The sequence below is a fragment of the Okeania sp. SIO2C2 genome (assembly GCF_010692625.1).
Lineage (GTDB): Bacteria > Cyanobacteriota > Cyanobacteriia > Cyanobacteriales > Microcoleaceae > Okeania > Okeania hirsuta.
The window spans coordinates 45,374-70,838 of the sequence record NZ_JAAHGM010000018.1 but is presented as its reverse complement, the minus strand read 5'-3'; the positions used below and the strand labels follow the sequence as shown (position 1 = coordinate 70,838).

The 25,465-nt window shown below is 36.2% G+C and carries 20 protein-coding genes and 1 pseudogene; 14 read left to right on the top strand and 7 right to left on the bottom strand.

Going from position 1 to position 25,465, the window contains the following annotated elements; all coding sequences use genetic code 11:
- The first annotated feature begins 67 nt into the window (after nt 1-67).
- From F6K18_RS16840 to F6K18_RS16820, 6 genes are all read left to right on the top strand, one after another.
- Entirely contained in the window at nt 68-1,021 is a 954-nt protein-coding gene (locus tag F6K18_RS16840; RefSeq protein ID WP_287522375.1) for a glycosyltransferase family 2 protein, read from the top strand.
- A 728-nt stretch (nt 1,022-1,749) separates the two neighbouring features.
- Complete coding sequence (locus F6K18_RS16835; RefSeq protein WP_287522374.1) at nt 1,750-3,090, top strand: cytochrome P450; 1,341 nt, start codon at nt 1,750-1,752, stop codon at nt 3,088-3,090.
- A gap of 229 nt (nt 3,091-3,319) precedes the next feature.
- The gene (locus tag F6K18_RS36655; RefSeq protein WP_353735095.1) at nt 3,320-3,493 is read left to right on the top strand and encodes an RRXRR domain-containing protein; all 174 of its coding nucleotides are present in this window, start codon (nt 3,320-3,322) and stop codon (nt 3,491-3,493) included.
- 424 nt (nt 3,494-3,917) lie between these two features.
- Nucleotides 3,918-6,110: a hypothetical protein gene (locus tag F6K18_RS16830; RefSeq protein ID WP_287522372.1), complete on the top strand. Its 2,193-nt coding sequence runs from the start codon at nt 3,918-3,920 to the stop codon at nt 6,108-6,110.
- Between the two features lie 445 nt (nt 6,111-6,555).
- Nucleotides 6,556-7,533 carry a hypothetical protein gene (locus F6K18_RS16825; RefSeq protein ID WP_287522370.1) on the top strand — a complete coding sequence of 326 codons (978 nt, stop codon included), beginning with the start codon at nt 6,556-6,558 and terminating at the stop codon, nt 7,531-7,533.
- A 1,157-nt stretch (nt 7,534-8,690) separates the two neighbouring features.
- Nucleotides 8,691-9,479, top strand: a complete 789-nt coding sequence (locus F6K18_RS16820; protein ID WP_287522369.1) for a hypothetical protein — start codon at nt 8,691-8,693, stop codon at nt 9,477-9,479.
- Nucleotides 9,480-10,407: 928 nt separating this feature from the next.
- Here F6K18_RS16820 and F6K18_RS16815 read toward each other — a convergent pair.
- The 3 genes from F6K18_RS16815 to F6K18_RS16805 form a co-directional block, all read right to left on the bottom strand.
- Nucleotides 10,408-11,778, bottom strand: coding sequence for a cytochrome c biogenesis protein (locus F6K18_RS16815; protein WP_287522368.1), 1,371 nt, complete (start codon nt 11,776-11,778; stop codon nt 10,408-10,410).
- 1,074 nt (nt 11,779-12,852) lie between these two features.
- Nucleotides 12,853-13,587, bottom strand: coding sequence for a cytochrome c biogenesis protein CcdA (locus F6K18_RS16810; protein WP_287522430.1), 735 nt, complete (start codon nt 13,585-13,587; stop codon nt 12,853-12,855).
- A 278-nt stretch (nt 13,588-13,865) separates the two neighbouring features.
- The gene (locus F6K18_RS16805; RefSeq protein WP_287522366.1) at nt 13,866-15,173 is read right to left on the bottom strand and encodes a transposase; all 1,308 of its coding nucleotides are present in this window, start codon (nt 15,171-15,173) and stop codon (nt 13,866-13,868) included.
- Between the two features lie 58 nt (nt 15,174-15,231).
- Between F6K18_RS16805 and tnpA the strand changes: the two genes are divergently transcribed.
- Complete coding sequence (gene tnpA, locus F6K18_RS16800; RefSeq protein WP_287522365.1) at nt 15,232-15,636, top strand: IS200/IS605 family transposase; 405 nt, start codon at nt 15,232-15,234, stop codon at nt 15,634-15,636.
- A gap of 68 nt (nt 15,637-15,704) precedes the next feature.
- On the opposite strand, the gene F6K18_RS16795 is transcribed toward tnpA, so the two are convergent.
- Nucleotides 15,705-16,502, bottom strand: a complete 798-nt coding sequence (locus F6K18_RS16795) for a transposase (protein ID WP_287522429.1) — start codon at nt 16,500-16,502, stop codon at nt 15,705-15,707.
- 192 nt (nt 16,503-16,694) lie between these two features.
- The gene (locus F6K18_RS16790; protein ID WP_287522363.1) at nt 16,695-17,036 is read right to left on the bottom strand and encodes a helix-turn-helix domain-containing protein; all 342 of its coding nucleotides are present in this window, start codon (nt 17,034-17,036) and stop codon (nt 16,695-16,697) included.
- 698 nt (nt 17,037-17,734) lie between these two features.
- Between F6K18_RS16790 and F6K18_RS16785 the strand changes: the two genes are divergently transcribed.
- From F6K18_RS16785 to F6K18_RS16775, 3 genes and pseudogenes are all read left to right on the top strand, one after another.
- Nucleotides 17,735-17,989 carry a hypothetical protein gene (locus F6K18_RS16785; RefSeq protein ID WP_124144963.1) on the top strand — a complete coding sequence of 85 codons (255 nt, stop codon included), beginning with the start codon at nt 17,735-17,737 and terminating at the stop codon, nt 17,987-17,989.
- On the top strand, nt 17,983-18,339 hold the full coding sequence (locus F6K18_RS16780) for a type II toxin-antitoxin system PemK/MazF family toxin (protein ID WP_124144962.1): 357 nt from the start codon (nt 17,983-17,985) through the stop codon (nt 18,337-18,339). Before F6K18_RS16785 ends, F6K18_RS16780 begins: the two co-directional genes overlap by 7 nt.
- Nucleotides 18,340-19,373: 1,034 nt before the next feature.
- Nucleotides 19,374-19,649 (top strand): annotated as a pseudogene (locus F6K18_RS16775) (zinc ribbon domain-containing protein); the annotation flags it as partial.
- Between the two features lie 91 nt (nt 19,650-19,740).
- Here the strand turns inward: F6K18_RS16775 and F6K18_RS16770 are convergent.
- Both F6K18_RS16770 and F6K18_RS16765 read right to left on the bottom strand, forming a co-directional pair.
- Nucleotides 19,741-20,253 (bottom strand): hypothetical protein, encoded by a 513-nt coding sequence (locus F6K18_RS16770; protein WP_287522361.1) that lies wholly within the window; start codon nt 20,251-20,253, stop codon nt 19,741-19,743.
- 833 nt (nt 20,254-21,086) lie between these two features.
- The gene (locus tag F6K18_RS16765) at nt 21,087-22,244 is read right to left on the bottom strand and encodes a glycosyltransferase family 4 protein (protein WP_287522428.1); all 1,158 of its coding nucleotides are present in this window, start codon (nt 22,242-22,244) and stop codon (nt 21,087-21,089) included.
- 529 nt (nt 22,245-22,773) lie between these two features.
- On the opposite strand from F6K18_RS16765, the gene F6K18_RS16760 reads away from it, so the two are divergent.
- From F6K18_RS16760 to F6K18_RS16745, 4 genes are all read left to right on the top strand, one after another.
- Nucleotides 22,774-24,090 (top strand): transposase, encoded by a 1,317-nt coding sequence (locus F6K18_RS16760; protein ID WP_287522360.1) that lies wholly within the window; start codon nt 22,774-22,776, stop codon nt 24,088-24,090.
- 108 nt (nt 24,091-24,198) lie between these two features.
- On the top strand, nt 24,199-24,507 hold the full coding sequence (locus F6K18_RS16755) for a hypothetical protein (protein WP_287522358.1): 309 nt from the start codon (nt 24,199-24,201) through the stop codon (nt 24,505-24,507).
- Nucleotides 24,500-24,631, top strand: coding sequence for a hypothetical protein (locus F6K18_RS16750; RefSeq protein WP_287522357.1), 132 nt, complete (start codon nt 24,500-24,502; stop codon nt 24,629-24,631). The genes F6K18_RS16755 and F6K18_RS16750 overlap by 8 nt, the downstream gene beginning before the upstream one ends.
- A 348-nt stretch (nt 24,632-24,979) precedes the next feature.
- Nucleotides 24,980-25,456 carry a DNA-binding protein gene (locus F6K18_RS16745; protein ID WP_287522356.1) on the top strand — a complete coding sequence of 159 codons (477 nt, stop codon included), beginning with the start codon at nt 24,980-24,982 and terminating at the stop codon, nt 25,454-25,456.
- Nucleotides 25,457-25,465: the final 9 nt, after the last annotated feature.

Genomic DNA, 25,465 nt, shown 5'->3' with positions numbered 1-25,465 from the left:
TAAATTATTGGCTGACGATCAAAAAATTTGATACAATGTAGCTAAAACTTAGCTAATATACATAAAAATGACTCAGCCAATATTATCAATTGTAGTACCCACAAGAGAAGGTCTTCCTGAATATTGGATCGAAACCCTTTTAAAAATCAATGGAGATGTAGAGTTAATTTTAGCCCACCCTCCAGGAATGGAAAAACTGCCAATTAGCGACCCCCGAATGCAACAAATAAATAGTTCATTTCGCGGAGAAATAATTCAAAGAATGACTGGGTTAGTAAATGCTTCGGGAAAATATATTTTAACAGTAAATTGTGATGAACTTTTGCATCCAGATATTGCAGAAATAACTAGAAAATATTTTACTAAATATCCTGATAGTTGGGTTTTAAGGCTTAATAGAAAAGATGTAAAATACGGTGATGAGGCTAGTTTAAAATCTCCATGGGAATCAATATTTAATATTGATGAAATGAATACTTGTGGTGTAAGGACGGGAGACCAAAAATTACAAAATCAACCGAATTATATGGTGGAAATACCCATAGCTCCTTTGCATAATAAATTCAATCCCTTGTGTCTTTTAGGGAAAAGAAAAGATCATCAAGGATGGCATACAGAAAACTTTGATAAAAAGGTATGGAAAAATGAAATAGTACAAGCAACTTTGGCAGATATTAGAGATGCGATGATTTTGTCAGGACCGTTTAAATATTTTCCTTTTTGGTGTTTGGATAGATTATTAGGGCTTTCTATTCAAGCAAAGTATTATCAGCAAGGAAAAATTATCGGTCATAAATTGCCTAAACCAGAACAAATTAGGATTGAAGATAATCCTCCTGAATACAAAAGAACTAAAAGATTTTATGTATTTGCCGAACTTTTATTACTGAAAAATAATCCTCAATATGGCTATCTCTGGAATTTGATTTTAGCTCAATTAACAGAGATTCCTGTGAGGGCAGTTTCTTCTATAAATCGGCGTTTTTCTGAGAAGAAAATGCAGAAAATTACTGATGGATAATGTTCAACAATTAATAATTAATAATTAATAATTACCTCTCCTTGAAAAGAAGAGGATTGACTAATCATGAAAATTTTTCTTTATTATCCCCTTAAAAGGGGAGGCTTTAAACCACAAATTTTCGGTAATTAGTAATTGGTAATGGGGAAATAAAAAAGCAAATCGCGAAAAGGTTTAATGCAATTATTTATAGCCTCAATTTGCAGGTATTCTATAGTGACAGGGCGCTTGCCAACAAGGAAGTAAGTAGGGATTTTCTATGAAATGTCCCCAAAAATTTGGGCGTTGCTGATTTTGGGTATGATTTATATTTACTGGAGTTTAGACTAATTGAACAGCTCAAACCACCAAACCATTACCCTGAGAGGATTTGAGACTTAACGGATGTCTATTTGAATAAAAGCGGAAAAAGCTTGCTACACAAGGGTTCCAGCCGATCAAATAGAATTTAGTCTAAACTCCAGATATTTATTAGCGATCGCTCTGACTATTGGTAAGAAGCTAATACCTTGGTTTCCATTGCTGAAAAATCCTCTGCCAATGGAATTGATCATGGAGAGTGAACTTCCATATTCTGAAGTGTTGAAACGAAGTCAAGGCTGGATTAATCGAGTTAGACAATCAATGCAGAATTAAATCGTAGGTTTCTCTTCAAATGTCCCATCTCGTCTATGTTGTTCTTCCAGCAATGGTAAACTGTCAATAAAATTAGACAAAAAAGTATTAAAATGCCAACTATTAAGAAGACAGAAGAAAATACTCATCCTTTACCCCCTGGTAGTTTTGGACTGCCATTAATTGGTGAAACCATTGATTTTCTAAGAGATCGTAATTTCGCCGATCAACGAGAACAAAAATACGGTACTATCTTCAAAACTCATATATTAGGTCGTCCTACAATTGTAATGATCGGCCCTGAAGCAAACCGTTTTATTCTCCAGACTCATTTTGACCATTTTTCTTGGCGTGACGGTTGGTCGAAAAATTTTCACGAACTTTTAGGCAGGTCTCTTTTCTTGCAAGAAGGGGAAGAACATCAAAGAAACCGTCGATTATTAATGCCTGCTTTTCATGGACAAGCTTTAAGGAATTACTTTGCCACTATGGTTGATACTATCAATCGTTATTTGGTGAAATGGTCTGAGATGAAACATCTGACTTTACTACCAGAAATGAAACAGATGACCTTTGAAGTTGCAAGTATATTGCTTTTAGGTAGTAAACCAGGAACAAAAACTGCACTTTTGTCTCGAAAATTTAGTGAACTAACCGCAGGTTTATTTGATCTACCCATTAGGCTACCTTTTACTACTTATACCTTAGCGTTAAAGGCGAGGGATTTTTTACTGAATCATATAGAAGAAGAAATCAGAGAAAGAGAAAAAAATCCGACTCAAGATGCACTAAGTTTATTAATCGAAACTAGAGATGAAGAAGGAAACAGTCTCAGTCTGGAAGAAATTAAAGTACAGGCATTACTAATGCTATTTGCTGGACATGAAACCACAACATCAATGCTGACCTCATTATGTATGGCATTAGCACAACATCCTGATATTTTGGCACAAACAAAAGCCGAGCAAGAAAAATTAAAACCGCAGGGAAAGTTGAGTAATGAGCAACTCAAACAAATGCCTTATTTAGAGCAAGTCCTCAAAGAAGTAGAAAGACTATATCCTCCTGTCGCTGGAGGTTTTCGAGGAGTGGTTACACCTTTTACCTACAATGGTTACTATGTGCCCCAAGGTTGGCAGGTATTATATCGCATTGAAAAAACTCACCGAGATCGAAGAGTTTATACTAATCCTTCCGAATTCGAGCCAGAGCGTTTTCATCCAGAAAGAGCTGAAGATAAGAAGATGGATTATAGCTTAGTTGGTTTTGGTGGAGGTTCCAGATTTTGTTTGGGTTATGCTTTTGCTCAAATGGAAATGAAGATTTTTACTTCTCTACTATTGCGTAATTATCAGTGGAAATTAGAGCCAAATCAAGATTTATCCCTTAGTTCTATTCCCAGTTTACATCCTCGTTCTGGTTTGAAAATACTAATGATCAAAAATTCAGGCTAGAACTTTACCAAAAAATTGGGTCTCTTCCCCTCACCCATAAGCACCTTTGAAAAACCTAGCCAAAGAAAGGACATTTCTTAGGTTGTTTCTCAAAGGTTGCAGATCGAGTCTTAACTGACTACGTTGGCAGGTCACGACCACAATATGTGAACTCCAGCATATATACTGGTCGCTCTAAATTAAGGAAAGCGTTTAATAGCGCCAATCGGAAGTTGGTTTGATACCGATAGTGTTTAGGGTGGCTCTATTAGAAGGAAACAAGGTGATATGGATGCTAGAAATTCAACATAGAGGTTCATTAATTTCCGAAAAACTGCAAAAGCGTTCTCACAGACGGAGAGCTAGAAGGACAAAAAGACCTAAGATACGGTACATTTTGCCCGCTATGTGTGTACCTCATTAAGATGGAATCTGCTGTAATATAAATACAGGACTTATATCATGTCCGGTAGCATAGTTTGTGTATAGAATTAGGTTAAAATTGGGATAAACCCTTCTGTCTTCTGCCTTCCTTCCTCCAAAGTGTAAGTACTCAACCGAACATGATATTACCCATGAGGTACGAAAAATTAGGATTTGAGATTGCTTTCCGTCCCGGACTGCTCCGCAAACCCTGTCGGCCGCAATTACGGAAATGCATTGCAGGTGCGTAAGTCCTATAACAAGTAACTACCATTTGTAAACTGCTAATTCCCAATTACTAATTACTAAAATTTAACCGGAAGCGAGGGGGGAGAATTTGTAGCTAAATTCAGAGAGAAGGATATTGGAAGTCTCCAAATTACCATCCTCTAATTCTGCTGAAATATTCATAGAGGAATTTGGCTATGCGAAATAGAAGTGAAACTATTAGCGATATTATCGATAAACGTCGTCCCCTTGCTCAGAAAATTGAACGCACAGAGGAAAATTTGAGGGAACTTACCTCAGCGCTACACGCTCTCGAATCTCAACGCAATAAATTAATTACCCAAATAGAAGACCGGAAAATTCAAGGTAGACTGGCGGAAATTGATTTTCTGGCGCTACATCTGAAAATTGCTACAGAGTTAGAAGCGTTGGCAAAACTGAAGGTGCGTTTTTCCCGCGATACATTGAATATTGGGGTAGTTGGTCGTGCTAGACAAGGAAAAAGTCGTCTTTTGCAAAGTTTAACGGGATTGACCACAACAGAAATTCCCGACGGCGATCGCCAACATTGTACGGGTGTTCGTAGCATGATTCGTCATAACCCTAATGTTACGACTTTTGGTGAGGTTTATTTTCATTCGGAGCGGTCGTTTATTGATGATGTCATTGCCCCCTATTATGAAAAGCTACATCTGGGTGCTAAACCTAATAATTTAGTTGAATTTGCTTCTAAACCTTTGCCACCATTGCCAGAAAATTTGCCTGGATATGCTGCACCGGGTGCGATGTATGAACATTTGAATCGATATCATACTAATATTGATAAATATGTGGGATTATTAAATTCTCCACCCAAGCGTATTTCTAGTAATGAAATTCGGGAATATGTGGCTCAAGATACTGCCGACGGCCAGCGCATATTTTTCAATTATTTAGCAGTAAAAGAAGTGAAAATAACTTGCCCCTTTCCTAATAATGAAGTTGGGCAAATTGCTTTAGTTGATATGCCGGGATTAGGGGATACTGGAGTAGGAGATGAAGAACGATTAATTCAGACATTAAGTCAGGATATTGATGCTGTTTTATTTGTGAGAATGCCCAGTGCCAAAGGTGACTATTGGGCAGATGTTGATGTCCGACTTTATGACACAGCTAGGGCGGCAATTGTAGATTTGCCTTTAGATTTGTGGTCTTTTATGATTCTGAATCAAACTAATGCTAATTCGGCAAATGGTGATAATTTCAATAATTGTCAAGATTTGGCTGACGATTTTGATAAAAAACATCTGAATTTAGTGGATTGTATTATTGCTAATTGTGCTGATGTGGAAGTAGCTAATCTGAAAATATTAGATACTGTTTTGAATTATTTAGCTACTAAAATTCAGAGCTTAGATCGACAATATGCTGCTTCTTGTCAAGAGCGGATGGTGGAGTTACAAAAAATTGTAGAGGTGGAAATAGAAAAGGCACGTCAGGCTTTAGCAAGTCCTACTGCAAATCAAAATGAAATGGGAGTTTTTCTACCTTTATATAATCAGTTGATGAGTAATTTATCGGTGGGTTTAATGGAATTGCTGGATAATTTTAAGCAGCAACGTTATCTGGTAGATGAAGATTTTTTTAAACCTCAAGTAGAGGTAGCAATTCAAAGTTGTAAGGAAGATAAGGGAATTCCTAGTTTACAAGAGATTAAGGTTAGACATCGGGAAAAGGGTTCTTGGGAAATTGTTTATGCCGAATATTTACATAAAATTCGGACTCATTTAACTCGACATTTTAATTCTCTAGATAATGGGTTAAAACAATTAATTGATGATGCCAAGTCTCAAATAATTAAAATCTTAACCGAACAAGGAAAATTGGGAGGTTTAACTACTGCTAGGGGAGCCGAATTTTTGCAAGTTATTGCTCAGAATAAACTGTCTGAGTTACAGCCTAATTTACACAGAGCTTTCCAAAATTTATGGAATTTTGAAATGTCTTATGAGGTAAATTTTCATTACCGAATTAGACAACACTTAGATGACTTAACTCCTGACGATACTTCCCTCCGATTATCTGCTAAACCCACCGCTGAAGAAGTGCTAGAAAATTTAGAACAATTGCACCAAGAAACAGTTTATAAATGTCAAGAAGCCTTAGCAGATTTATCATCAGAACCAAAATTAGCCGTATTTGCTGCAGTAGAAGAATTTGTCGATCAAGTATTGCGTGGAGAAGAAATAAAAAATGAATGGCCTGTATTTTTATATGAGGTGCGATCGCCTGTTTGGCCTGCTTATTTTAAACCCATGGGAGAGGGTTCAGATTCACTTAAAGAATGGCAAAGGTTAGTAGATATAGTTGGTAAGGCTAATCAATTAGAATTTCTACAATTTATTAATTAATAGTTAGGGAATAGGAGATAGAAAGAGGTTTTGGGGGATATTATATAGGATTAATCCCAATATTTTATAGCAATGGCAGTGGGAGCATCTTGCTCCCGTAGGTAAGCGAGACGTTTACATTATCACTTATCTATTAAGTGTAAGTAGGCAGACTAATATTACAGCATATTCCATGATGAATATATCCATAGCGGTCAAGATGCCCGCACTACAAACATCCGATCATTAATATCTAGACATCTCCGATAATTAAAAATCAAATCAATTATTATCCATAAATTATCAATTACTCCCCTCCTGGGAGGGGGAGGGGCGAGGGGTGGGTTCCCTATTCCCTGTTCCCTCTTTTGAAGGATATGTCTTCTGTACTTCAGATACGAGCGAATTTGCTGTAACTTTTTGAACTATTAACTACTCTTCAAATTGACAATAAAATCAAGGAATTATGATTACTATGAATGAACTAAAAATCACACTTCTAGGTCCTAGCGCCGTTGGTAAAACTAGCCTATTAACTTCAATGTACGAACAATTTAAAAGAATAAGTTTTCAGGCTAACCTCCAACTAATTCCAGAAGCAGAAAGTCATGCTATTCTCAAAAAACGCCTCAAAGAATTAAAAAGTCTCACAGAAACTTTTAAAGTCCAACCAGGAGCAGGTATTCCCGGTTCTTCAGAAGTTCGTTCTTTTATATTTGACTTAGCTGAACAGGATAAAAAGCCATTTTTAAGACTGAATTTTTATGACTATCCAGGAGGTTATATTTCTGATAAAGCTAGTCCTAACGAGAGAAAATTTGTCAGGGAATTGATGAATGATGCTGCTGCAGTTGTAATTGCTATTGATACGCCAGCATTAATGATGTCTAAGGGAAAATTTAATGAATATGTGAATAAACCAAAGCAAATAACAGCCATGTTTAAAGAAGCTTATCAAGATATTCGAGAACCTCGCTTAGTCATATTTGCTCCAGTTAAATGCGAGATGGAAATGACAAAAGGAGAGAGAGCAGCCAAACAATTATTAGAAAGAATCAAAAAGGAATATGCCGACTTGCTTAATTTCTTATCCTCTCCACCATTAAATTCTCAAGTTGCCATTGCCATTACTCCAGTACAAACTTTGGGTTGTGTAATTTGTACAACCATTGAAGAACCAAGAAATAATTATTTACCTACTTTTGGATTTAGAAAAATTAGTCGCAATGCTGAATATAATCCCGTGGATAATGACCAACCTTTACGTTACTTATTACGGTTTTTGTTGAAAATGCACCATGAAGAGCGTACCCCTAAATTTTTACAAGCTGTTGTTAGTTGGATTGGTTTAGATGCTCATATTAAAAATGCTTTGACTCAGTTTTCTAAGGGTTGTAAAAATACTGCGGGTTTTGTCGTACTTCAGGGCAGAGATTTATTTTGAAGAAGGAGACAGGAGACAGGAGACAGGAGACAGGAGGGAAATTACTTATGGATAGTCTTCGACAAGCCGCTCCGCGTCTACGCTCCCCCAAGTAATTTTGAACACCGTGTAGACGGTGGGGTATTATACCAAGCGTGAAAAAAGAATGTTACGAACAGTAAGGGGAATAAAAATACAAATGCAAGATATGTCCTTTGACAAAAAAATGATTTCCAACCTGAAAATGGTATTGAAGCAATTCATTCTGTCTCCTGTCTCCTGTCTCCTGACTCCTAAGAAATACCCTAACTATTTGTAGCAAACATTTATCAAATTGGTATTAAACCTATAAAGAAAATGATAACTTATAGTTGTTGATATTAGAGTGCTTTAAAAATTTAAGTTATTGATTTAGAAATTTCATCAAACCCTATTAATACCATCGTGTATGACCTTTACTACTGCACTCTACTATTTAATACCAGTTTAATAAATCTTTGCTACAAATATTTAGGTTACTGCTATTGAGTCAGGAGACAGGAGACAGGAGTCAAGAGGCATAATGAATAGCTTCCATACCATTTCTTAGTTCATAACTTATCTTATTAGTCAAAGGGACATTTACTATAAATTCTTTTTATTGCCCAAATTAATTCGTAACATTCTTTTTTCACGCTTGGTATAAGAAGAAAATGAGTGATTTATCAATCGAATTGTTTGTAGTGCTTGCTCCCTATCAAAGCAAAATTTATTACTTTAGAAGTGACAGAGAATTGTAGTTACTTGATATGAATAAGTGGCGTATTAATTCATGATTTATGGTCAAAAAATACCAGATTATGAGGAAAATTTAATCTAACAAACATACGATAACCAGTCCCAAATACAAATACCTATTTTATTCATTATTTTTATCTTTTTCTTTTGGATTTAATATCCCACCGTCTACGCAATTTTTATATCAAATTCTCTTAATTCGGTATAAAAAAATTTTCATCTTCAGCCAGAGCGCAAATCTTTCTAAATTCTCTTCTCTCCTGACTCCTAATAACTATCTAATTATGTCAATGCTACCGGATTTGATATTATTATTGGTTGGGTTTTGAGTCCCTATCCACTTTTTCTTCCTTCTTCCTTCTTCCTTCTTCAAATTATCAAATTTAAAACAGGAGATTTATATGGAAATATATATTGAAAGTAGAGGCTTTTATCAAGATGATGATTATCGTTGGCTAAAGGTTACTGAAGAGACTCAAGCTAGAATAGATAAACAAAATTTGCCCGCCATAATTCAGGAAGCAAATCAATTAATTGATAGTGAATCTGCTTCAGTAGTTTTGAGCCGAAAAAATAATAGTTTACTGTGTTTATTAACAGGTATCGAACCTACAGAGCGAGTTGATTTTGCCGATCGCCAGATTCGGATTTCTATAGCTTGGGTAATTTCAGATTCTCCAGATAATGAAAGAACTTTACGAATGTTAGCTGCTATGGCTTTAAATACAGAAGAAAGACAACATTTCACAGTAGAAATTAGTCAAGCTGTAAGTTTAGGAGGAGAGCTTGGTTTTCAAGTTGATTTTCAGCATCTACAAAAATTAACTAATACTGAACAAGCTAAAAAAATACTCCAAGATAAGTTGCCAAATACCACTAATAAAATTGCCGAAACTTCACCCCAACGTCAACAGGAATTAGCTGTGGAATTGAAAGAATATCGCTTGCCAACTCAACAGAGTTTAATTGTAGTTGTAACCGGAATAAAAAAAGAGCAAACTTTAATTGATGCTGATATTTGGCGTGGTTTATCTAGTTTAGTCTTATCTTCAGATTGGCAGATTGTTAACCGTACCTTGCCAGACAAAAATATTGCCAATAAATTATCAAAATACTTCAATAACTTGATGATTATTATTGGAGTTATTAGTGCAGTCTCTTTATTAGCTAAGACTTTACATTTTTTCTAACTTATATCATGTCCGGTAGCATCGGTATTGTAAGCGCGAAGGTAAGGAAGACCGAAGTTGGAAGAGGGAAGAGGAAGGAAGGCTATTGAGCAAGAAAAAAACTTAAATCTGTAGATATTCACCCTTGGGTTTATACAAACGATTGCCTTCGGATATGAGGACATGATATTAATAGTAGACTTCGACCTGAGTTTCTCTAACTTTAATCATTAGAGTTGTTGGGAAATAAAAATTCAAAAGCCTCAAAAGTTTACTATATAAGCTTTTGAGGATTTGAGGCTTAAAAAACACTATAAACTTTGACTAATAAGGGTTTTAGCCATTTTTTTAGCTTAATTCCCAACAACTCTATTATTTAAAAAAGTATAGCAATACGTTTTTTTTAGTTATACCATCTCTCCATAAAGTTGCACTTAATATTAAAAATGAAAATAGTCAGTGTAATAAAGTCTGAGCAACAATTATTAAGCGCATTTTTACAGAGAAATGGTATTAGGACAATAAATGCTTGAAAGGCAGTAGAAAAAAGAGAAAAGGGATGTCCTAACTTTTCTGTTTCTAATTACTTTTGCAGCAGCTATATCATGATTTATTTTATATCCACAACTACTACAATTATGTTTTCTATTCCTGCGGAATGCTGCGCAAACAGAAAGTTTTTTCTTCTTGATATGACCACATTTAGGGTATTCTAGCGCGCACCAAGCAGGTTGAAAAATACTCGCTCTACACCCCCAGCACCCCATCCTGACAAGGGTAGGTTTTTCATCATCGACAGTATAACGCGAGTGTAGTCCGAAAAGAGGATGCGGGTCTTGCGTGAAGTTTGCAGCATAGGGTCAGACCAGACCCTGTACTCTCCACCATCCCCATACTTCCTACCCTCCCTCGCCTGTTTGGAGTTAGCGATCGCTACTGAGTAGTCCCATCATACTGTATCAGCCACTTTTGCAAGAGGTCTACGATCTAATCTATCTAAAATTTCCAACATTTCCCGTTCAAAGGCCACACTAGCGCGATTAGTTTTACCCCCAATATAAACCCGCTCGCTCTCTTGCCAAGCCCAAATTTGCGAGTGAGAAACATAACTCATCAACACACTCAACATCAATAAACCAAAACCTAAATAAACAATCGGAATTCCAGGGTCAGCCTTTATTTGTAAACCCGTACTACCTATAATTTTGTCAACAAATAACGTTACCCCATTAACTTCTGTAGACATTCCTTCCCGCACACTACCAACTAATTTACCAGTGGCATCATAAATTAATACAGTTCCTTGTAAATCTCTTGCCAGTAGAGATACACCCTCACTCAAATCTGGTTTAGTCGGAATCCAAGTTCCCCAAATTCTGCCCCCTCCGGCCGTACTTAGTTTGGCCATTGGTAAATCAAAAACAGGACTTCTATTAATTCTGACTTGAACTGCAGCGATCGCCCAATCTGCCTGATACATTGTCACCCCATGATATCTCATAGGTTGATTGACAAATATAGTTTTCCGGTCTACTTCGGAACCATTTTTATCTAATATTGATAGGTCTGAATAAAACTGGTCAATTGCCCCTTCTGGAGTATAGTCAATCCAAAAACGATTTACCCGCACCAACCAATCTTGAGGAATTTGTGATTCGGCAAAAATTCCAGCATCCACAATATTTTTAATTTGAAATGTTTCTCCACTCGGCACTATTTCTTGACCGATAAATCCGGTCATTGAACCAACTATTGACCCTGCTAAAATAATCAACATACTAGCGTGAACTATTATCGGGCCAATTTTACCAATAATTCCTTTCCGCCCATAAAGTTTATCTCCTTCTTGAAATACCTGATAACCACGTTGCTGTAATATTTTTCCTAGGGAATCTAGGGAAGCTGTTTCTACTTCTGCGCTTAATGCTAAGTTCTCAAATTGTTGTTTCTTATTATAGAATTTCCAGCGATTAGCAGACTTTAGAGCTGGCATTTGTCGCGTAAAAGTACAAGCTGTTAAACTTGCTCCAAACAAAATTAATATTGATAAAAACCACCAAGTACGGTAGACATGGTCTAACTCTAATAACAAAATTACTTTCCAAGTCAAAAATCCAAATAATGCTGGTTTTTCTGGATAATTTTCCTGATAAAAATTTATTGATTCACCTTGCTCTATAACTGTGCCAGAAATGCTGCTTATAGCAATTATTAATAATAAAGCGATCGCTAACCGTAAATCAGCCAATAATGGCAATATTTCTCTTCTAAATATTTTGAGAGGATTGAACGAGCCTAATCCTGAATCTTTAGCATCCATTAATTTAATTCCTATCAAATTTTATATTTTTTTATCGTAGTGTACCAATAGTAATATTCCCTCGAAAAAGTCAAGTACAGCAATTCTAAATCATTGGTCATAACGGTACTTTTAGATTTTTAATACCAAAAATGGCTTGAAATCCAGTATTAGCAAGGAAAATACCTGAAAAGGCTAAAAATAGCTGTTTGTGTATCATGACCTAGGAAAACCTAGTGTATAGCGCTGTGCGCAGGCAACAGGCAACAGGCAACAGCTCATCTGGGGGAATAAAAAACCGATAATATAAGACTTTTAGCTATTGGACATCTCCTGCAATTTGTAAATATGCCAGCGCACATTGCTATAGGATGGCGGAAATAACTAACCAGTTACAAAATCCTAAAACAATTACAAATCAAAAATGATTGACTTTTAAATCCATGACTTTTAACTTCCGCGTAGTGGCACTAGTAGCTTGTCCAGACTAAAATTGTGGGTAAATACAGGCCGATAATATTGAATTTACTGCCTTCTTAGCAATTAGACCTAGGCGTGAAAAAGATATAGATTTTTTCCAGGAGTAGGCAACAGCTCCGAAAGGCAACAGGCAACAGGTAAGATATTTTTACAAAAAAGAAAAAGGATTTTTTAGGGCGATTTTTTCTTTCCTAAACCGATCTAATTAAAAGGTTTATTTATTTTCCACCAGATGTCTATTGCTTTACTCACATTTTAAAGCTAGACGCGCTACTAGATATATCTAAAAAATAGTTAATTCAAGGTTAAACCATTACTGTATAAACTTTCGAGCATATTTTTCACCTATTTTGACTGTTTTTTATTCGTCACCTCAACCATAAATTACTACTATCTATCAGACTACCTTTTTTTTACTAGCTATCAGCTAGCCTCCTAACGGAGGAACTGCGCTAACAGCTTTTAGCAGCTCCGGGTAAAAATCCCCAGCTTCTTATCAGCCTGATGGCCTTTGGAGCAGTTGAAATCTCCTTTCCGTTCCGGAATACTCCACAAACGAGGGGGTCTCAAAGAAAATCTGCTGATTGCTGAGGTGCTGAGGTGCTGACTGCTTCTTTAAGTAACTGGTACTATTCTAAATAACAGTGAAAATACACCAAAACCAACTAATAAAATACCACTAGCAGGTGTAATCCAACTAGACCATTTTCGCAGTTCTAAAAATTTTTTAATATTAGCTATAAAAGTACCTGCTAATATCAAAGGAGTTACATAACCAAGGGCATAAAATAACAATAAAATTCCTCCTAAAACCAAGTCTCCAGTTGTAGAAACCCAAGCTAATAATGTTGCTAATACGGGAGTGCTGCAGGGAGATGCGACCAAACCAAATGTTAAACCTAATAAATATGAACGTATTCCTTTAGGTAAATCTTGAGATATCCATCCCATACTGTCAAAAGAAGGCATAGGTAATGGCAATGCTTCTAGTAAATTAAGACCCATTAAAATAGCAACTATACTAACAATAATTGGCAATCCTATACCTACTTGACCATATACTTTTCCCAGCAATGATGCTACAATCCCTAAACCAGCAAGAGTTGTGGCTAATCCTAAAGAAAACCAAGTAGATTGAGCAGCAGCTTGGAGACGACTCTTCGCTTCATATCCGCCAATGTAGCCAATAGTTATTGGTAACATCGAAAGCATACAGGGTGTCAAACTGGTAAGTAAACCAGCTACAAATATAATGATCAAACTGACCCAACTTAGATGTATGAGCTGAGTCTTCACTATGGTATTTGCATATTGAGTAGTTTGGTAAAGTAAAGTCAGAAAAGTTTCCATAGTTATGATTAAATTTAGTAGAAATAAAATATTTACTTCAGTGGCAGAAGTTATAGGATGGCAGAAACTGAAGGTTCTGTGATTAGACACATAGAATTTCTGGCCTTTTTGCCATGAAGGCTGGAATACTGGATATTTTTCACTTCATGCAAGTGAGGTTCTCTCCCGTTAAATCGGAGATTATAACGGGAAGCTCGCAAGCAAAGATAATTGAACCCAATTGATGTCTCCAGAGGTTAAAACACCCTGGATTATAAGCGGATGTGCTTATACGGGCGCTATTGCCACGCAACGCACTGTTTACGATATTTTTTAGTTAGATTCTCTAACTTGTATCGTTGTGGAAGCATCAAAACTTCCCTACTAACCTTGGCTAAGTCAATACTTAGCTGTGTTGCTACTTTTTTGATAATATTAGCTGCACCGTTAGCATCTGCATTAATCAATTTACCTGTTGCCGAACGGTACAAGCCACGGTGAACGCGCTTTCCTGATGCTTCCCACCTTTTCCTACGGAATGCTACGCAAACGGGTTTTTCACCAAATTTCGGCAGAAAATCATCATCTAAAAAACTAGCTTTACTCGTATAGCTTTCCTCAGTCTCAACGAACTTAATCCCATACTGCTCAGATAATTCAGTTATCCTGGCTTTTAACTTGGCTGTTGGTATTTGAACAAACTGTTGGTTATTTTTCTTACCTATGTTAATACTGTCTTTTTGGCATTGATTCCACCCAAAAACTATTGTACCTATTTGATGCTCAATGCACCAGTTGATAACAAATATGGCTGCTTTGTTCACATGATCCCGCATCTGACGATTGCGCTTTTCAGTGATAGTGGCTAATTTATGATCCCAATAGTCACCAGGCTTACCTGCTTTGATTTTTGCTACTTGTTTGTTGTACCATTGATTTTGAGATTTAACCTTTCTTCCATCAACTATAAAAGCCTTCCCCACATTACTCACACAAGTTAACCAGTTATTTAATCCTGGGTCAATACCCAAAACATTTTCTGCTATTGGCTGACCTTTTTCTGGCTGTGGTTGCTCATAAGCAAATTCTAGATAGAAACAGTTATTTCTAGGGACGAACCTAAATTCTTTGATCTGATTAAAGTCTAAGTTACCAGGCATTGGTAGCAAGAAATGGTCAATACCAAACCACGCTTTTACTTGCTTACCTAGAGGAAACTTAAGCATCCCATTAACTAACTTAACCCATCGTGCCGGGTAACTAACAACTGCTAAACCATCCTGTTTACGATATTTTGGTGGTTTTGGCTTCTGTACTAGCTCTCCCGATTTGAACATTTTAGCTAGTTTGGCATAGGAGTTAAAGGACTCAATTACAGAGTGCAGTGTTTGTTGGGCACAGGCTGAACGCATTGCCTTAAAATGCGGATTACTTTTTAATTCAAAATCTAGTTCGGTTTTAGATAGAAAGCGTCCTGCTTTAAACAGCATTTGACGACAATAGTAAAGCCCACAATTTGTCAACTTATTTGCTTCTGTGCATAGATACTCAAGCACAGCCATTACTTCTGAGTTACTCTTGACTAGGTGTTGTTGACATCCATACATTGATTACTACCTCCTGTAGATATAATAGCACTATTAAACATAATATGTCTACAGATTAATGAAGAAAAAACCAGATGAATATAGAAGAAATCCTCACTCAGTAACACTGATTAATTACCATTTTGTATTTTGTCCCAAGCGTAGAAAGTCTGTCTTAGTAGGAGATGTCAAGCAAAGGCTACAAGAGATTATTTTTGAGCTATGTACTGAGCATGATTGGAGACTAATAGCATTAGAAATAATGCCAGACCATGTACATTTATTTTTAGAAGTTGACCCCACTTTTGCTCCATCAGTCATAATTAAGCGCCTCAAAGGTAGAGCTTCACATCATTTGAGGAAAGAATTTCCTAGATTACTAAAATTACCTACGCTTTGGACTCCTAGCTTTTTTTGTGCAACAACAGGAAACGCTTCAACAGAGACTGTCAGGAAGTACATTGAAAGCCAAACCGGAAAGTAACTCCGCTTTATTACCCGCGTGTCGTTATTCATCCAGCCGTTAAAACAGGCGCTGCGTACTTCCTCCCGTCATTTTTTAGGTTTTAGAAGTTTTTTGCTTTGCTGGCGTAACGCTAGGCGAACACAGGTTGACAAACGTCTTACGCCTCCACAAGCAGGCAAGATGATACCCACCTCGCTTAAAGCTTTATCCAATATGTTAATTGCTGCATTCTCGTCTCTGTCTAGCACCGTTCCACATTTATGACAAGAATGAGTTCTAACTGATAAAGTTAATGGTACTTTTTGACCACAATTACTGCAATTAATCGATGTGTTATGAGGGCTAACTTTAACAATATGAACACCGCGTTTTACCGCTACTGCATTCAGTTTTTCAATAAAAGTTCTCCAGGCAACATCATAAATCGATTTTGATAGTTTAGTATTTTTAGCTAAACCTTTAATCTTAAGGTCTTCAACAGCAATTAAGTCATATTGTTTAACTAACTTATGAGCTGTTTTGTAGTGAAAATCTTCTCTTTGTCTAGCAATTTTTTGATATAATCTAGCTATTCTATTCTGTGCCTTTTTCCAGTTATTAGACCCGTTTTGTTTTCTGGGTACTTTACGCTGTTTTCTACCTAAATTAGATTGTACTTTTCTATATAAATTAGGCACAGAAATAGTCTCACCAGTATTAGTAGTTAAGATTTTTTTTAAGCCTACATCAATACCTATAGCAGTCTGAATATTATCTGTAGGAATTAAACCCACCCCTTCAGTTCCCCTCCCTGGAAGGGTTAGGGGAGGGTTATCTTCCAAGCTAAAACTCACATAATAGCCGTCAGCTTCTTGAGTGCGTCTTACATTCTGGGGTTTCCCCAGAATTACGCACTCGCTTTTTTGGTTATAGTTGCAGTTTTGATAACAAACCCATCTGGTATAGGTCTATGAACTATTACAGGAATAGTACCAAACTTACTAATAATGATTTGCTTGCTATCAAACTTAACTGCTGCTCTAGGATGATTGACTCTACTGAAACAAAATGACCTTAACTTACCTGATTTTTTGAATCTAGGTCGTCCTCCACTTTTCAGGTATTAACCAACGTTTCCAAGCTTTATCTAGTCTTTGCAAGTTAATTTGCTGGACTTCAGAATAGATTTCCTGATAATCTGGAAACAACTTTTTTGTCTGTTTAAGTGCTGATTGCTGAAAATAATAATCTGGTAGCTGAGGAATCTCACCAATAGGACATGACACTATCGAACAACGGTCAATTTGACATCTGGTTCTATTCAACCAGTCTAGCCTTTGACCTAGGGCGTAATTCCAATGCCTTGGCAGGTGTTCCAACCAATAATCAATTTTGGCTGACTGTTCAGCAGTGGGGTTGATTTTATAGCAATGAGTCATTTCAGTTATCAGTCATCAGTTATCAGTTATCAGTACCTCTGCAATAAGGAGGCTTGACCTTGGCGAATATGCTCTTTTTTATCCCCTTAAAAGGGGAGGCGCATACCCACAATTTTTCGGTAATTATCATAATTTTTATATTACACTTACCGCAACCCAAAAATTCAATTGAGTAAATTTATAGCTAATCTCAAAACTGTTTCTAGGAGTTTGGTCGGGAGAGACTTTGCTGATTACCTGGCAAGATTTTATCGGAAACCTGTACTGTAGAATGGTTCCTATTTTATTGCTAGTTGCGGTCGTGTAACTATTGAGCAATTAAAGTAATATGTCGAACATCAATCGACACCAGTTTAATTTACTGTCGGCAATTCCCCTCACCGTTAAGCTGTCACTATAATGGGAGACCCCTTGCCGAATCAAGCTGGATTAAAATTCAAACCCCAAGCAATTTTTCCTTCTGGCCTCTGCATTTTTCATTGTTAGATTTTAGATTTTTCCCGAATTTAAGATTTTCTCTGGAATTATTTGAAACAAATTGACTCCAAATTAAATCTAGAATACTAGGATGATTTTGAGTTTCAGTATCAGGAGGAGTTAAATGTCTCAATAAATTCAAGAGGTGAGACCTTTTTGAATAAGTATTGACAGCAATATAACCTATGATTATACTAACATAAAAGTTAAATTATAATTATATGGCCACTGTCAAAACTGCAATTTCATTACAAGAGTATCTGTTTGAACAAGCTGAAGCACTAGCAGCAGAAATGAAAATATCTAGAAGTCGTTTAATAGCGATCGCTCTAGAAGAGTTTATTCGTCGGCATCAAAATCGACTATTGCTAGAAAAAATAAATGCTGCTTATGAGGATGTTTCTGATACAGAAGTATCAACATCAATAAGTAGTATTAGTGGACATCATAGGAGTATAATAGAGGACGAGTGCTAATTAATCAAGGTGATATATTCTGGATTGAATTAGATGAACCATCCGGTTCTCAAGCTACTTACAGACATCCTCATGTTGTAATTCAGAACAATGTTTTTAATTTTAGTTTGATTAAGACTGTGGTTGTTTGTAGTTTAAGTTCTAATCTCAAGCTTGCTGCTGTTCCTGGTAATATTGTTTTGGCAGTGGGTGAGGCAAATTTACCAGATAAAATAGTTGTGAATATATCCCAGATTTTCACAGTAGAAAAAGCAAAATTGACAGATAAAATAGGTACTCTTTCACCGGAGAGAGTAGAAAAAATATTAGAGGGAGTGGAACTATTACTTAAACCAACAGAAATGGAATAACGATAAGATTTTTGCCTCTTTTGCTCCTCACCTTAACTTTCTAGTTCTAGAATCAATTATTTGCATCAAAAAATTTGAATTTTTACTATATCTTTCTAAAAAGAAAGCTTAGTCTCCACTACACAATATTATAGTAGGTGAAATCCTCTAGACAGCGAATCAAAGATGACGCTGCTCTTCCATGATCGCAATTTAGAATCTTGCTCCCCAGGAAAGTTAAATCTCGACTATTTTTCGGCGTTGCTGAAATGTAATGGTAAGTAGCTGAAGGTAAAATTGAAAAACTTATGTTTTGCGTTAATACTTAATCTAAAAATCATTACCACTCAGCAACGCCTATTTTTCTATATATTAGACTGGTCGCTTTATAACTTAAAAAAATCCCAAAAACCTTGTTCTGTAAGGATTGTAGCTATCTAATAGCAAAAATGCTTGTAATTATTGCTCTGTCTAGGTTAGAGTGATTTTTTCCCTTTATTTAGCGACAACTCTATTATATCCTCAAAAAAAAAGGTTTTAGTGGAATGCTCAAACCTACATTCCGCAGATTAACGGTGCTGTTGGGGGATTTTTTTTCCGGCTATATTAGAGTTGTTGGGAATTAAGCACAAAAAATGGCTAAAACCCTTATCAGTCAAAGTTTATAGCTATTTTCAAGCTTCAAATCCGGAAAGCCTTATACAGTAAGCTTTTGAGCATTTTAAATTTTTATTTCCCAACAACTCTATTATATATAATACCATCTGTGTGGCTAAATAGTGATCGCTAGTCTCAAAACCTTGCTGACTCTGTCATTGAATAGTCTAGAGATATTAGTGGTGGGTTGGGAAGCAATTAAATGCGTTGGCGGAGCCTAGCGGTAGCTATATCGCGCCCTTGAGTGCGAGCGCAATACATCTAGGAAACTGAATGGATGCGATCGGCTCAAAGGGAGAAATTTTCACCTAAATCCCTCATAGCCAAAATCTTTAATTCCTTACCCTGCCTTACTTGAAAAATATTCAAAATTTCTACTATAACCTGGCGAATGTGGGCTCAAAAATCACAAATTAGCAAGTGCTATTGCTGATTGTGGATTTTATGAATTTAAGCGTCAGCTTATATATAAATGTCAGTGGTACGGCGGCAGTGAATTAATTATAGCTGATAGATTTTATCCAAGTTCTCAAATATTTTCAAACTGTGGGCATCAACAGAAAATGCCGTTACACTTGAGAACTTATGAATGTAGTGAATGTGGTTTTTCCTACGGAATGCTTCGCAAACAAGTTGACAGAGATTTTAACGCTGCTGTCAACTTGAAAAACTAGATGTATCAGTAGCTTGAGTTTCAAGCGATTTTAAGCCTGTGGAGAAAATAAGTTAAAGACTGCGGTCAGTGGTTCTCACAGAAGCAGGAAGCTAACTCCAAAGCTCAAATCTCATTTGGGTAAGTTTGGGTAAGTTTAGTAGTGGGTTAACTCCACCACCGTTATTATTGTCAAAATCAACGACAGTATTAGTCTGGGCATTAATAACTTCCAAGTAAGGATCGAAACCAGAATCATTGGTACTGGCAGCAACATTTACGAGTTGCCCTGGCACTTGAACTTCTAATCTATATTCATCAACTAGAGTATTGCCACTATTACTAGGTGATGGGAAAGTAAAATCGTCTTCGTTTAATTCACCATTAATATTAATAACGCTTCCTGTTTGAACTTCTCCATTAAAATCACTACCTCTGGGAGTTACATCAATGTCACCTTGAGGGACAGAAACTTGTAGAAAATAGGGATAGCTTCCTGGTTGATTTAACGTGCCAAAACTGGTAACGCGAATTTTATAGTCACGACCACCCTGAAGAAATAATTCATTAGGAATTGCTGAATCGTCATAACCACCTCCATTTGTTGGTTGACCCTGCTGAATCAATGAGTTACGACCGCTACCATGATCATCTGAATCTGCTAAAACATTACCTGTATTAGCATCAATAATTTGCCAAAAAGTATCGTATTGATTTGAATTTTATGCTGTCAGAGAAATGGTTATTGGTTGACCTATTATTGCTCCGCTCAGGTCTAGATCGTATTCATCAGCTCTTGTCACCCCCCCCAGCAGGGGATCTAAAAATCAGATCGTTTGTGTCTAATTCAGCATTTATATTGACTGAATTTGGCATTTGTTCTTATCTCCTATTTTTGATTAGGAAAAAATATAGCAATTCTCAATTCAATTGGTTGTGAAAATTTCTATAAAAGTTAATTTTAAACTAGATTGAGTTTTTGAATTTGTATACATAATTATCATTTAATAATTTTGGCAGTTTGTGGATTCTTAAAAAAAATTATATTTTCTTTGCTTATGGGTTTATTCTGTTAAGAAATACCTTCTATTCTAGATTGATTTTCCTTTCTACAACATTCGCGATCGCTGTGAAACGATATTGTTTTTAGTTGAATAAAAACTCATGTGCATGAGCAAGAAAACTACCTCAGTTTTTACCATATCAAAATTTTTGTGGGAATGCAACCGAAATTCCTTTGAGATGCCGATTTTTAATAGAGCTTTATAAAATGAAATTGTTTGTATTTTTCTGTTGAGGAACAATGGATGGAAAGATTTGATAAGGGAAAGAACAAGCATATTATGTTTTGGAGCTTTACAGGATGAAAATTTTCTACTCTTCCTTTTCGCTCAAATTCCTAAATATTCGATGATCTTTGAGTCAGGAAATCTAGTTGAATAAGTTAAATGACACTAAACTACCCAATCTCTTCATAAAAAGATTTCAATAATTCTGTATTTTTCTGCCAATTTAGATGAGTTTTAGCAAAATTAATTGCACCTTCACTTAGTTGTTTATATAAAAAGTTATCCTCAAACAACTTACCCACCGACTCAACAATATTCACTGCATCAACCATAGGTAAAACCAAAGCATCTTTCTCATTTTCCATCACCAAACCAATATTAGTCCCAGGCAAAATTACAGGTTTACCCATTGCCAAAAATTCTGGTAATTTACAGGGGAAACGATAATCATTAAATTTATCTGGTCTACCTGGTTGAATTAACAGATCTGCCAAAGCCAAAATTTCTGGCATTAAACTCCGGTCTACATATCCTAATTCAATGGCATATTTCCGCGCCCAATTATCATCATCCCCCAAAAAATTACAGAAATCTCTACCTGTTCTAACTAACACTGCAGGTTTACTTTCTCGGTTCAACATTGCCACAGCTAAATACAAACTTCTCACTTCATGAGTATTAGCAGCATGAACATTTCCGGTGTAGGAAAAAACTAAAGTATTTTCAGGAATATTAAACCTTTTTACTATTTCTGGATTGGGATTTCTGGGATAAAAATAATCTGTTTCTACACCAGGCCATAAAACTAAACTCGGTACATTATTCGGCACAAATTCTTTTAACCTTTCAATAATTACTGTCACTCCATCGGCACTTGCTAAAAACTCCCGATATTTCTGGGGATGAGAAACATTATCTGGAATTGCGAGAGACCCATTAGCATTAGCTATTTCTTTAAAAGGTTTGTTTAAATATTTTTCCAGGACATATTCTTCATTATCTTCCAAGTGAATTACTAATTTAAAATCATAGGCTTTCCGGAGTTTATGACAATAATTTCGCGTAACTTCTCTCGGAGTCCACACATGAACTACATCCGGACCTTGCTGATTTTTAAATAATTTATTCAGCCGATAAAATTCACCATATTCTGTCACATTATATAAATGTGTTAAATGTTCTCCCACTTGAGAAACAGTCTGTTTATTTCGAGGAACAGCCACCACACAATCAAAGCCCAATTTAACTAAATTATTAGCAAAATGATGTACATGAAGGGCACTATTAGAATGAAAATCTTCGTACAGAACAAATAAAATATTTTTCATCAAAACTATATCTTTGAATATCTGATTTTTTAGTAAATGTAAGTCAATAAGCTAATTAGCTATGAGCCGTCAGCTTTTGTTGTTTGCCCTACTGAAGTAAACATAATATACTACTTATCCTTAAAAAAAGGGGGGTCATTTCAGTTATCAGTTATCAGTTATCAGTTATCAGTACCGACCACTAAAGCCGGAGGCTTGAAAATACTGGATTGAATATTTTTTCATCCCCATAAAAGGGGAGGCTTTGGACCTCATTTTTTGGTAAGGAGAGAGATCCTGATAAAAAGATTTTAGATGAATGAGAGGCGATCGCTAAACTTGCTTGACTCATCATACTGACAAATTCATCTAAACGCATCAAAAGGCTAGCACTATAATCTATGATGAGCGTGCCTAGATGAATGAAATGATGCGTGTATAATTATGATTCAATTTCATAATTATACACAAATATTAATAGTTTATCCAGTAGACATTTTGGGTAAATTTAGATATAACAATAAATGTAGTCGAGGAATTAATCATATCTTTGCTAGTAATTGAGGCCAAATTAAAGGGCCGTCAAAATCAGTACAAAGTTTTAGATGAAATGATTCTCACAGGTCAATTCATCAGAAATAGTTGTTTGCGCTATTGGATGGATAATAAAGATGTCAAACGCAACGACTTACAAAAGCTTTGTTCACAACTAGCAAAAGATACCAATTTTCCTTGGGCTAAAAAGTTAAATTCTCAAGCTAGACAAGCATCAGCCGATAGAGCATGGCAATCAATACAACGATTCTACAAAAATTGTAGACTGAAGTTACCAGGTAAAAAGGGTTATCCAAAGTTTCCTTCGGAATGCTGCGCAAACAAAAAATTCACTCGTTCAATAGAGTATAAAACAACTGGTTATAAGCTATCTCCAGACAGAAAGAAAATTAAGTTTAAAGATGGTTTTAAAGCTGGTGTATTTGAGTTATGGACAAGCCGTGATTTAGCCTGGTATTCAGAACAGCAAATAAGTCGTGTAAGAGTTGTTAGACGTGCTGATGGCTATTATTGTCAATTTTTAATAAATGTTGAGAGAAAAGAAACTCATAATTTTGAAGGCAATGTAGTAGGAATAGATTTAGGTTTAAATGCTTTTTATACTGATAGTAATGGTGATGCTGTAGAAAATCCTAAGTATTTGAGGAAGTTGGAAAAACGACTAAAAAAGCTACAACGGAGAGTATCACGTCGCCACGAGAAAGGTAAAAAACCTCAGTCAAATATACGTCGCCAATCCGACGGCTCCCCTAACCACAAAGCAAGAATTCAATTAGCGCGGGTAAATCTCAAAATTAGTAGACAACGTAAAGACCATGCAGTAAAGACTGCACGGGCGTTAATCCAATCTAACGACTTGGTAGTCTATGAAGATTTAAAGATTGCTAACCTAGTTAAGAATCATCATTTAGCTAAGTCCATATCTGATGCAAGCTGGTATCAGTTCACCGAATGGCTGGAATATTATGCTAAGTTGCATGGAATTGCTTGCATAGCAGTAACTCCACATTTCACTAGCCAAAATTGTTCAAATTGTGGTCAAGCTGTTAAGAAGTCATTATCAGTTAGAACCCACAAATGTCCGCATTGTGGCTATATTGCTGATAGAGACCACAATGCAGCAAGGAACATTTTGGCTAAAGGGTTAGAGATGTTAGGAGCAATAGTAAACAGTACCGAGGGGCACTCGGAATCTGGGGGAGACCCAAAAGCTACGGGAGAGTCCGACCTCTGGATTAGCGATAGCAATATGGCTAATTTAAGTTGTCTCTGTGAGCGTAGAATCATCAATGATGAGAATCCCGCATCATAATCTCTGATTTGATGCCGGGAGTATGTCAACAATTTGTACTGGGTTGCCAATAAATTGTATGAGATGGGTAATTATAGGATAAAAAGAGTCAATAAATAAGGTAATAAAATGTCAAAAGTAATTACAGAATTTATCAATTCAACAAAAAAGAGCTTGGTTCGTTCTCTAACTTTAACTGTTGCTGCTACATCTGCTGTAACTTTCTTATCAGCAATTTCTGCTTATGCTGGAGGTCCTTTGAAAGCAAGAGTAATTTCTATCGATATTTGTACAGAAAACTATGGTGTTTTGAAAGGTCATGACTTAGCAGTTGCTAGAGTATTTGATGATAAAACTGGTAAAGCACCAAGCACTTTTGTTGTTTATTCTACTTATCCTGGTCATGGTCTTAACCGACCAGAATTTACAAATGGCTAGAGATAGCAAAGATACTGGAAGATATCTAGACTTTTACTGGAGTGATAATAAAGGTAGTAATATTTGTGGAGTTACATCACCTTCTCGTTATCATTTCTTGCAAGATATGCGCTATATCCGCTGAAGCATTTGTAGTCCAGTAGTGGATTGTTTCATCTAAAAATGTGCATTAGAAAATGGGAGGGTAGGGGATTGAGATGACCGAGTGCTCAGGTGATTATCGAAAAGCCTAATGCACTATTTTAGGTGAAACAGTCCAGTAGGGTGCGTTAATGAAATGTAACGCACCATATTAAAACTCATCTGTCTTGGGCCACAGATTTTAAGCTGCGAGTATCTATATCTATATCTATCTCGAAAATATTTTTTTCATTTTTAAAACTTTCCTATACATCCAATAAGTTTTTTCATCCCACTAACTACAATTTCAGCTATCTAATGTACTATTGCGATAGTCGCAATAGAAGAAATCATGTTTGTAAGCACCACAGAAGCAGCAAGTCTTTTAAGTATATCCACTCAAAGAGTACGAGTATTGCTAAAGGAAGGTCGCATACAAGGGGCCAGAAAAATCAATAATCGAGCCTGGGTAATTCCGTTACACCAAGGAATGCCCAGAATACACCGCCGAGGAAAAGGTCCTAAACCGCGTTGGAGTTCCCATAAGCGTTCTGGCAAGAACACTGTTCATTTTAATCGCAACCACATAGACAGAAATAAAAGCAAGCAAAATAACGATTTAACCATTCTTTCTGTTAAAGAAGGCAGCAGCAATTTAGCAACAGGCCATGAAGCTGAAATTCACGGCCCCTGTAGGATTGTCTACCGACCAGAAAAACCTCATAGTTGTGGTGCCACTGTGTGGATTGAAACTCTGGCAGCAGTTACTATGGTTGATTATCAAGAGGGAGTTTTAAAAATAGAAAACAAATGGGTTTTAACTGAGTAAAAAAGTAGC

Excerpts from the sequence above, each read along its gene's own strand:
- F6K18_RS16810 (WP_287522430.1), bottom strand. The coding sequence starts at position 13,587 with ATGGAAACTTTTCTGACTTTACTTTACCAAACTACTCAATATGCAAAT.
- F6K18_RS16840 (WP_287522375.1), top strand. The coding sequence starts at position 68 with ATGACTCAGCCAATATTATCAATTGTAGTACCCACAAGAGAAGGTCTT.
- F6K18_RS16835 (WP_287522374.1), top strand. The coding sequence starts at position 1,750 with ATGCCAACTATTAAGAAGACAGAAGAAAATACTCATCCTTTACCCCCT.
- F6K18_RS16820 (WP_287522369.1), top strand. The coding sequence starts at position 8,691 with ATGGAAATATATATTGAAAGTAGAGGCTTTTATCAAGATGATGATTAT.
- F6K18_RS16805 (WP_287522366.1), bottom strand. The coding sequence starts at position 15,173 with ATGTATGGATGTCAACAACACCTAGTCAAGAGTAACTCAGAAGTAATG.
- F6K18_RS16785 (WP_124144963.1), top strand. The coding sequence starts at position 17,735 with ATGGCCACTGTCAAAACTGCAATTTCATTACAAGAGTATCTGTTTGAA.
- F6K18_RS16755 (WP_287522358.1), top strand. The coding sequence starts at position 24,199 with ATGTCAAAAGTAATTACAGAATTTATCAATTCAACAAAAAAGAGCTTG.
- tnpA (WP_287522365.1), top strand. The coding sequence starts at position 15,232 with ATGAAGAAAAAACCAGATGAATATAGAAGAAATCCTCACTCAGTAACA.
- F6K18_RS16825 (WP_287522370.1), top strand. The coding sequence starts at position 6,556 with ATGATTACTATGAATGAACTAAAAATCACACTTCTAGGTCCTAGCGCC.
- F6K18_RS16790 (WP_287522363.1), bottom strand. The coding sequence starts at position 17,036 with ATGACTCATTGCTATAAAATCAACCCCACTGCTGAACAGTCAGCCAAA.
- F6K18_RS16830 (WP_287522372.1), top strand. The coding sequence starts at position 3,918 with ATGCGAAATAGAAGTGAAACTATTAGCGATATTATCGATAAACGTCGT.
- F6K18_RS16765 (WP_287522428.1), bottom strand. The coding sequence starts at position 22,244 with ATGAAAAATATTTTATTTGTTCTGTACGAAGATTTTCATTCTAATAGT.
- F6K18_RS16750 (WP_287522357.1), top strand. The coding sequence starts at position 24,500 with ATGGCTAGAGATAGCAAAGATACTGGAAGATATCTAGACTTTTACTGG.
- F6K18_RS16745 (WP_287522356.1), top strand. The coding sequence starts at position 24,980 with ATGTTTGTAAGCACCACAGAAGCAGCAAGTCTTTTAAGTATATCCACT.
- F6K18_RS16815 (WP_287522368.1), bottom strand. The coding sequence starts at position 11,778 with ATGGATGCTAAAGATTCAGGATTAGGCTCGTTCAATCCTCTCAAAATA.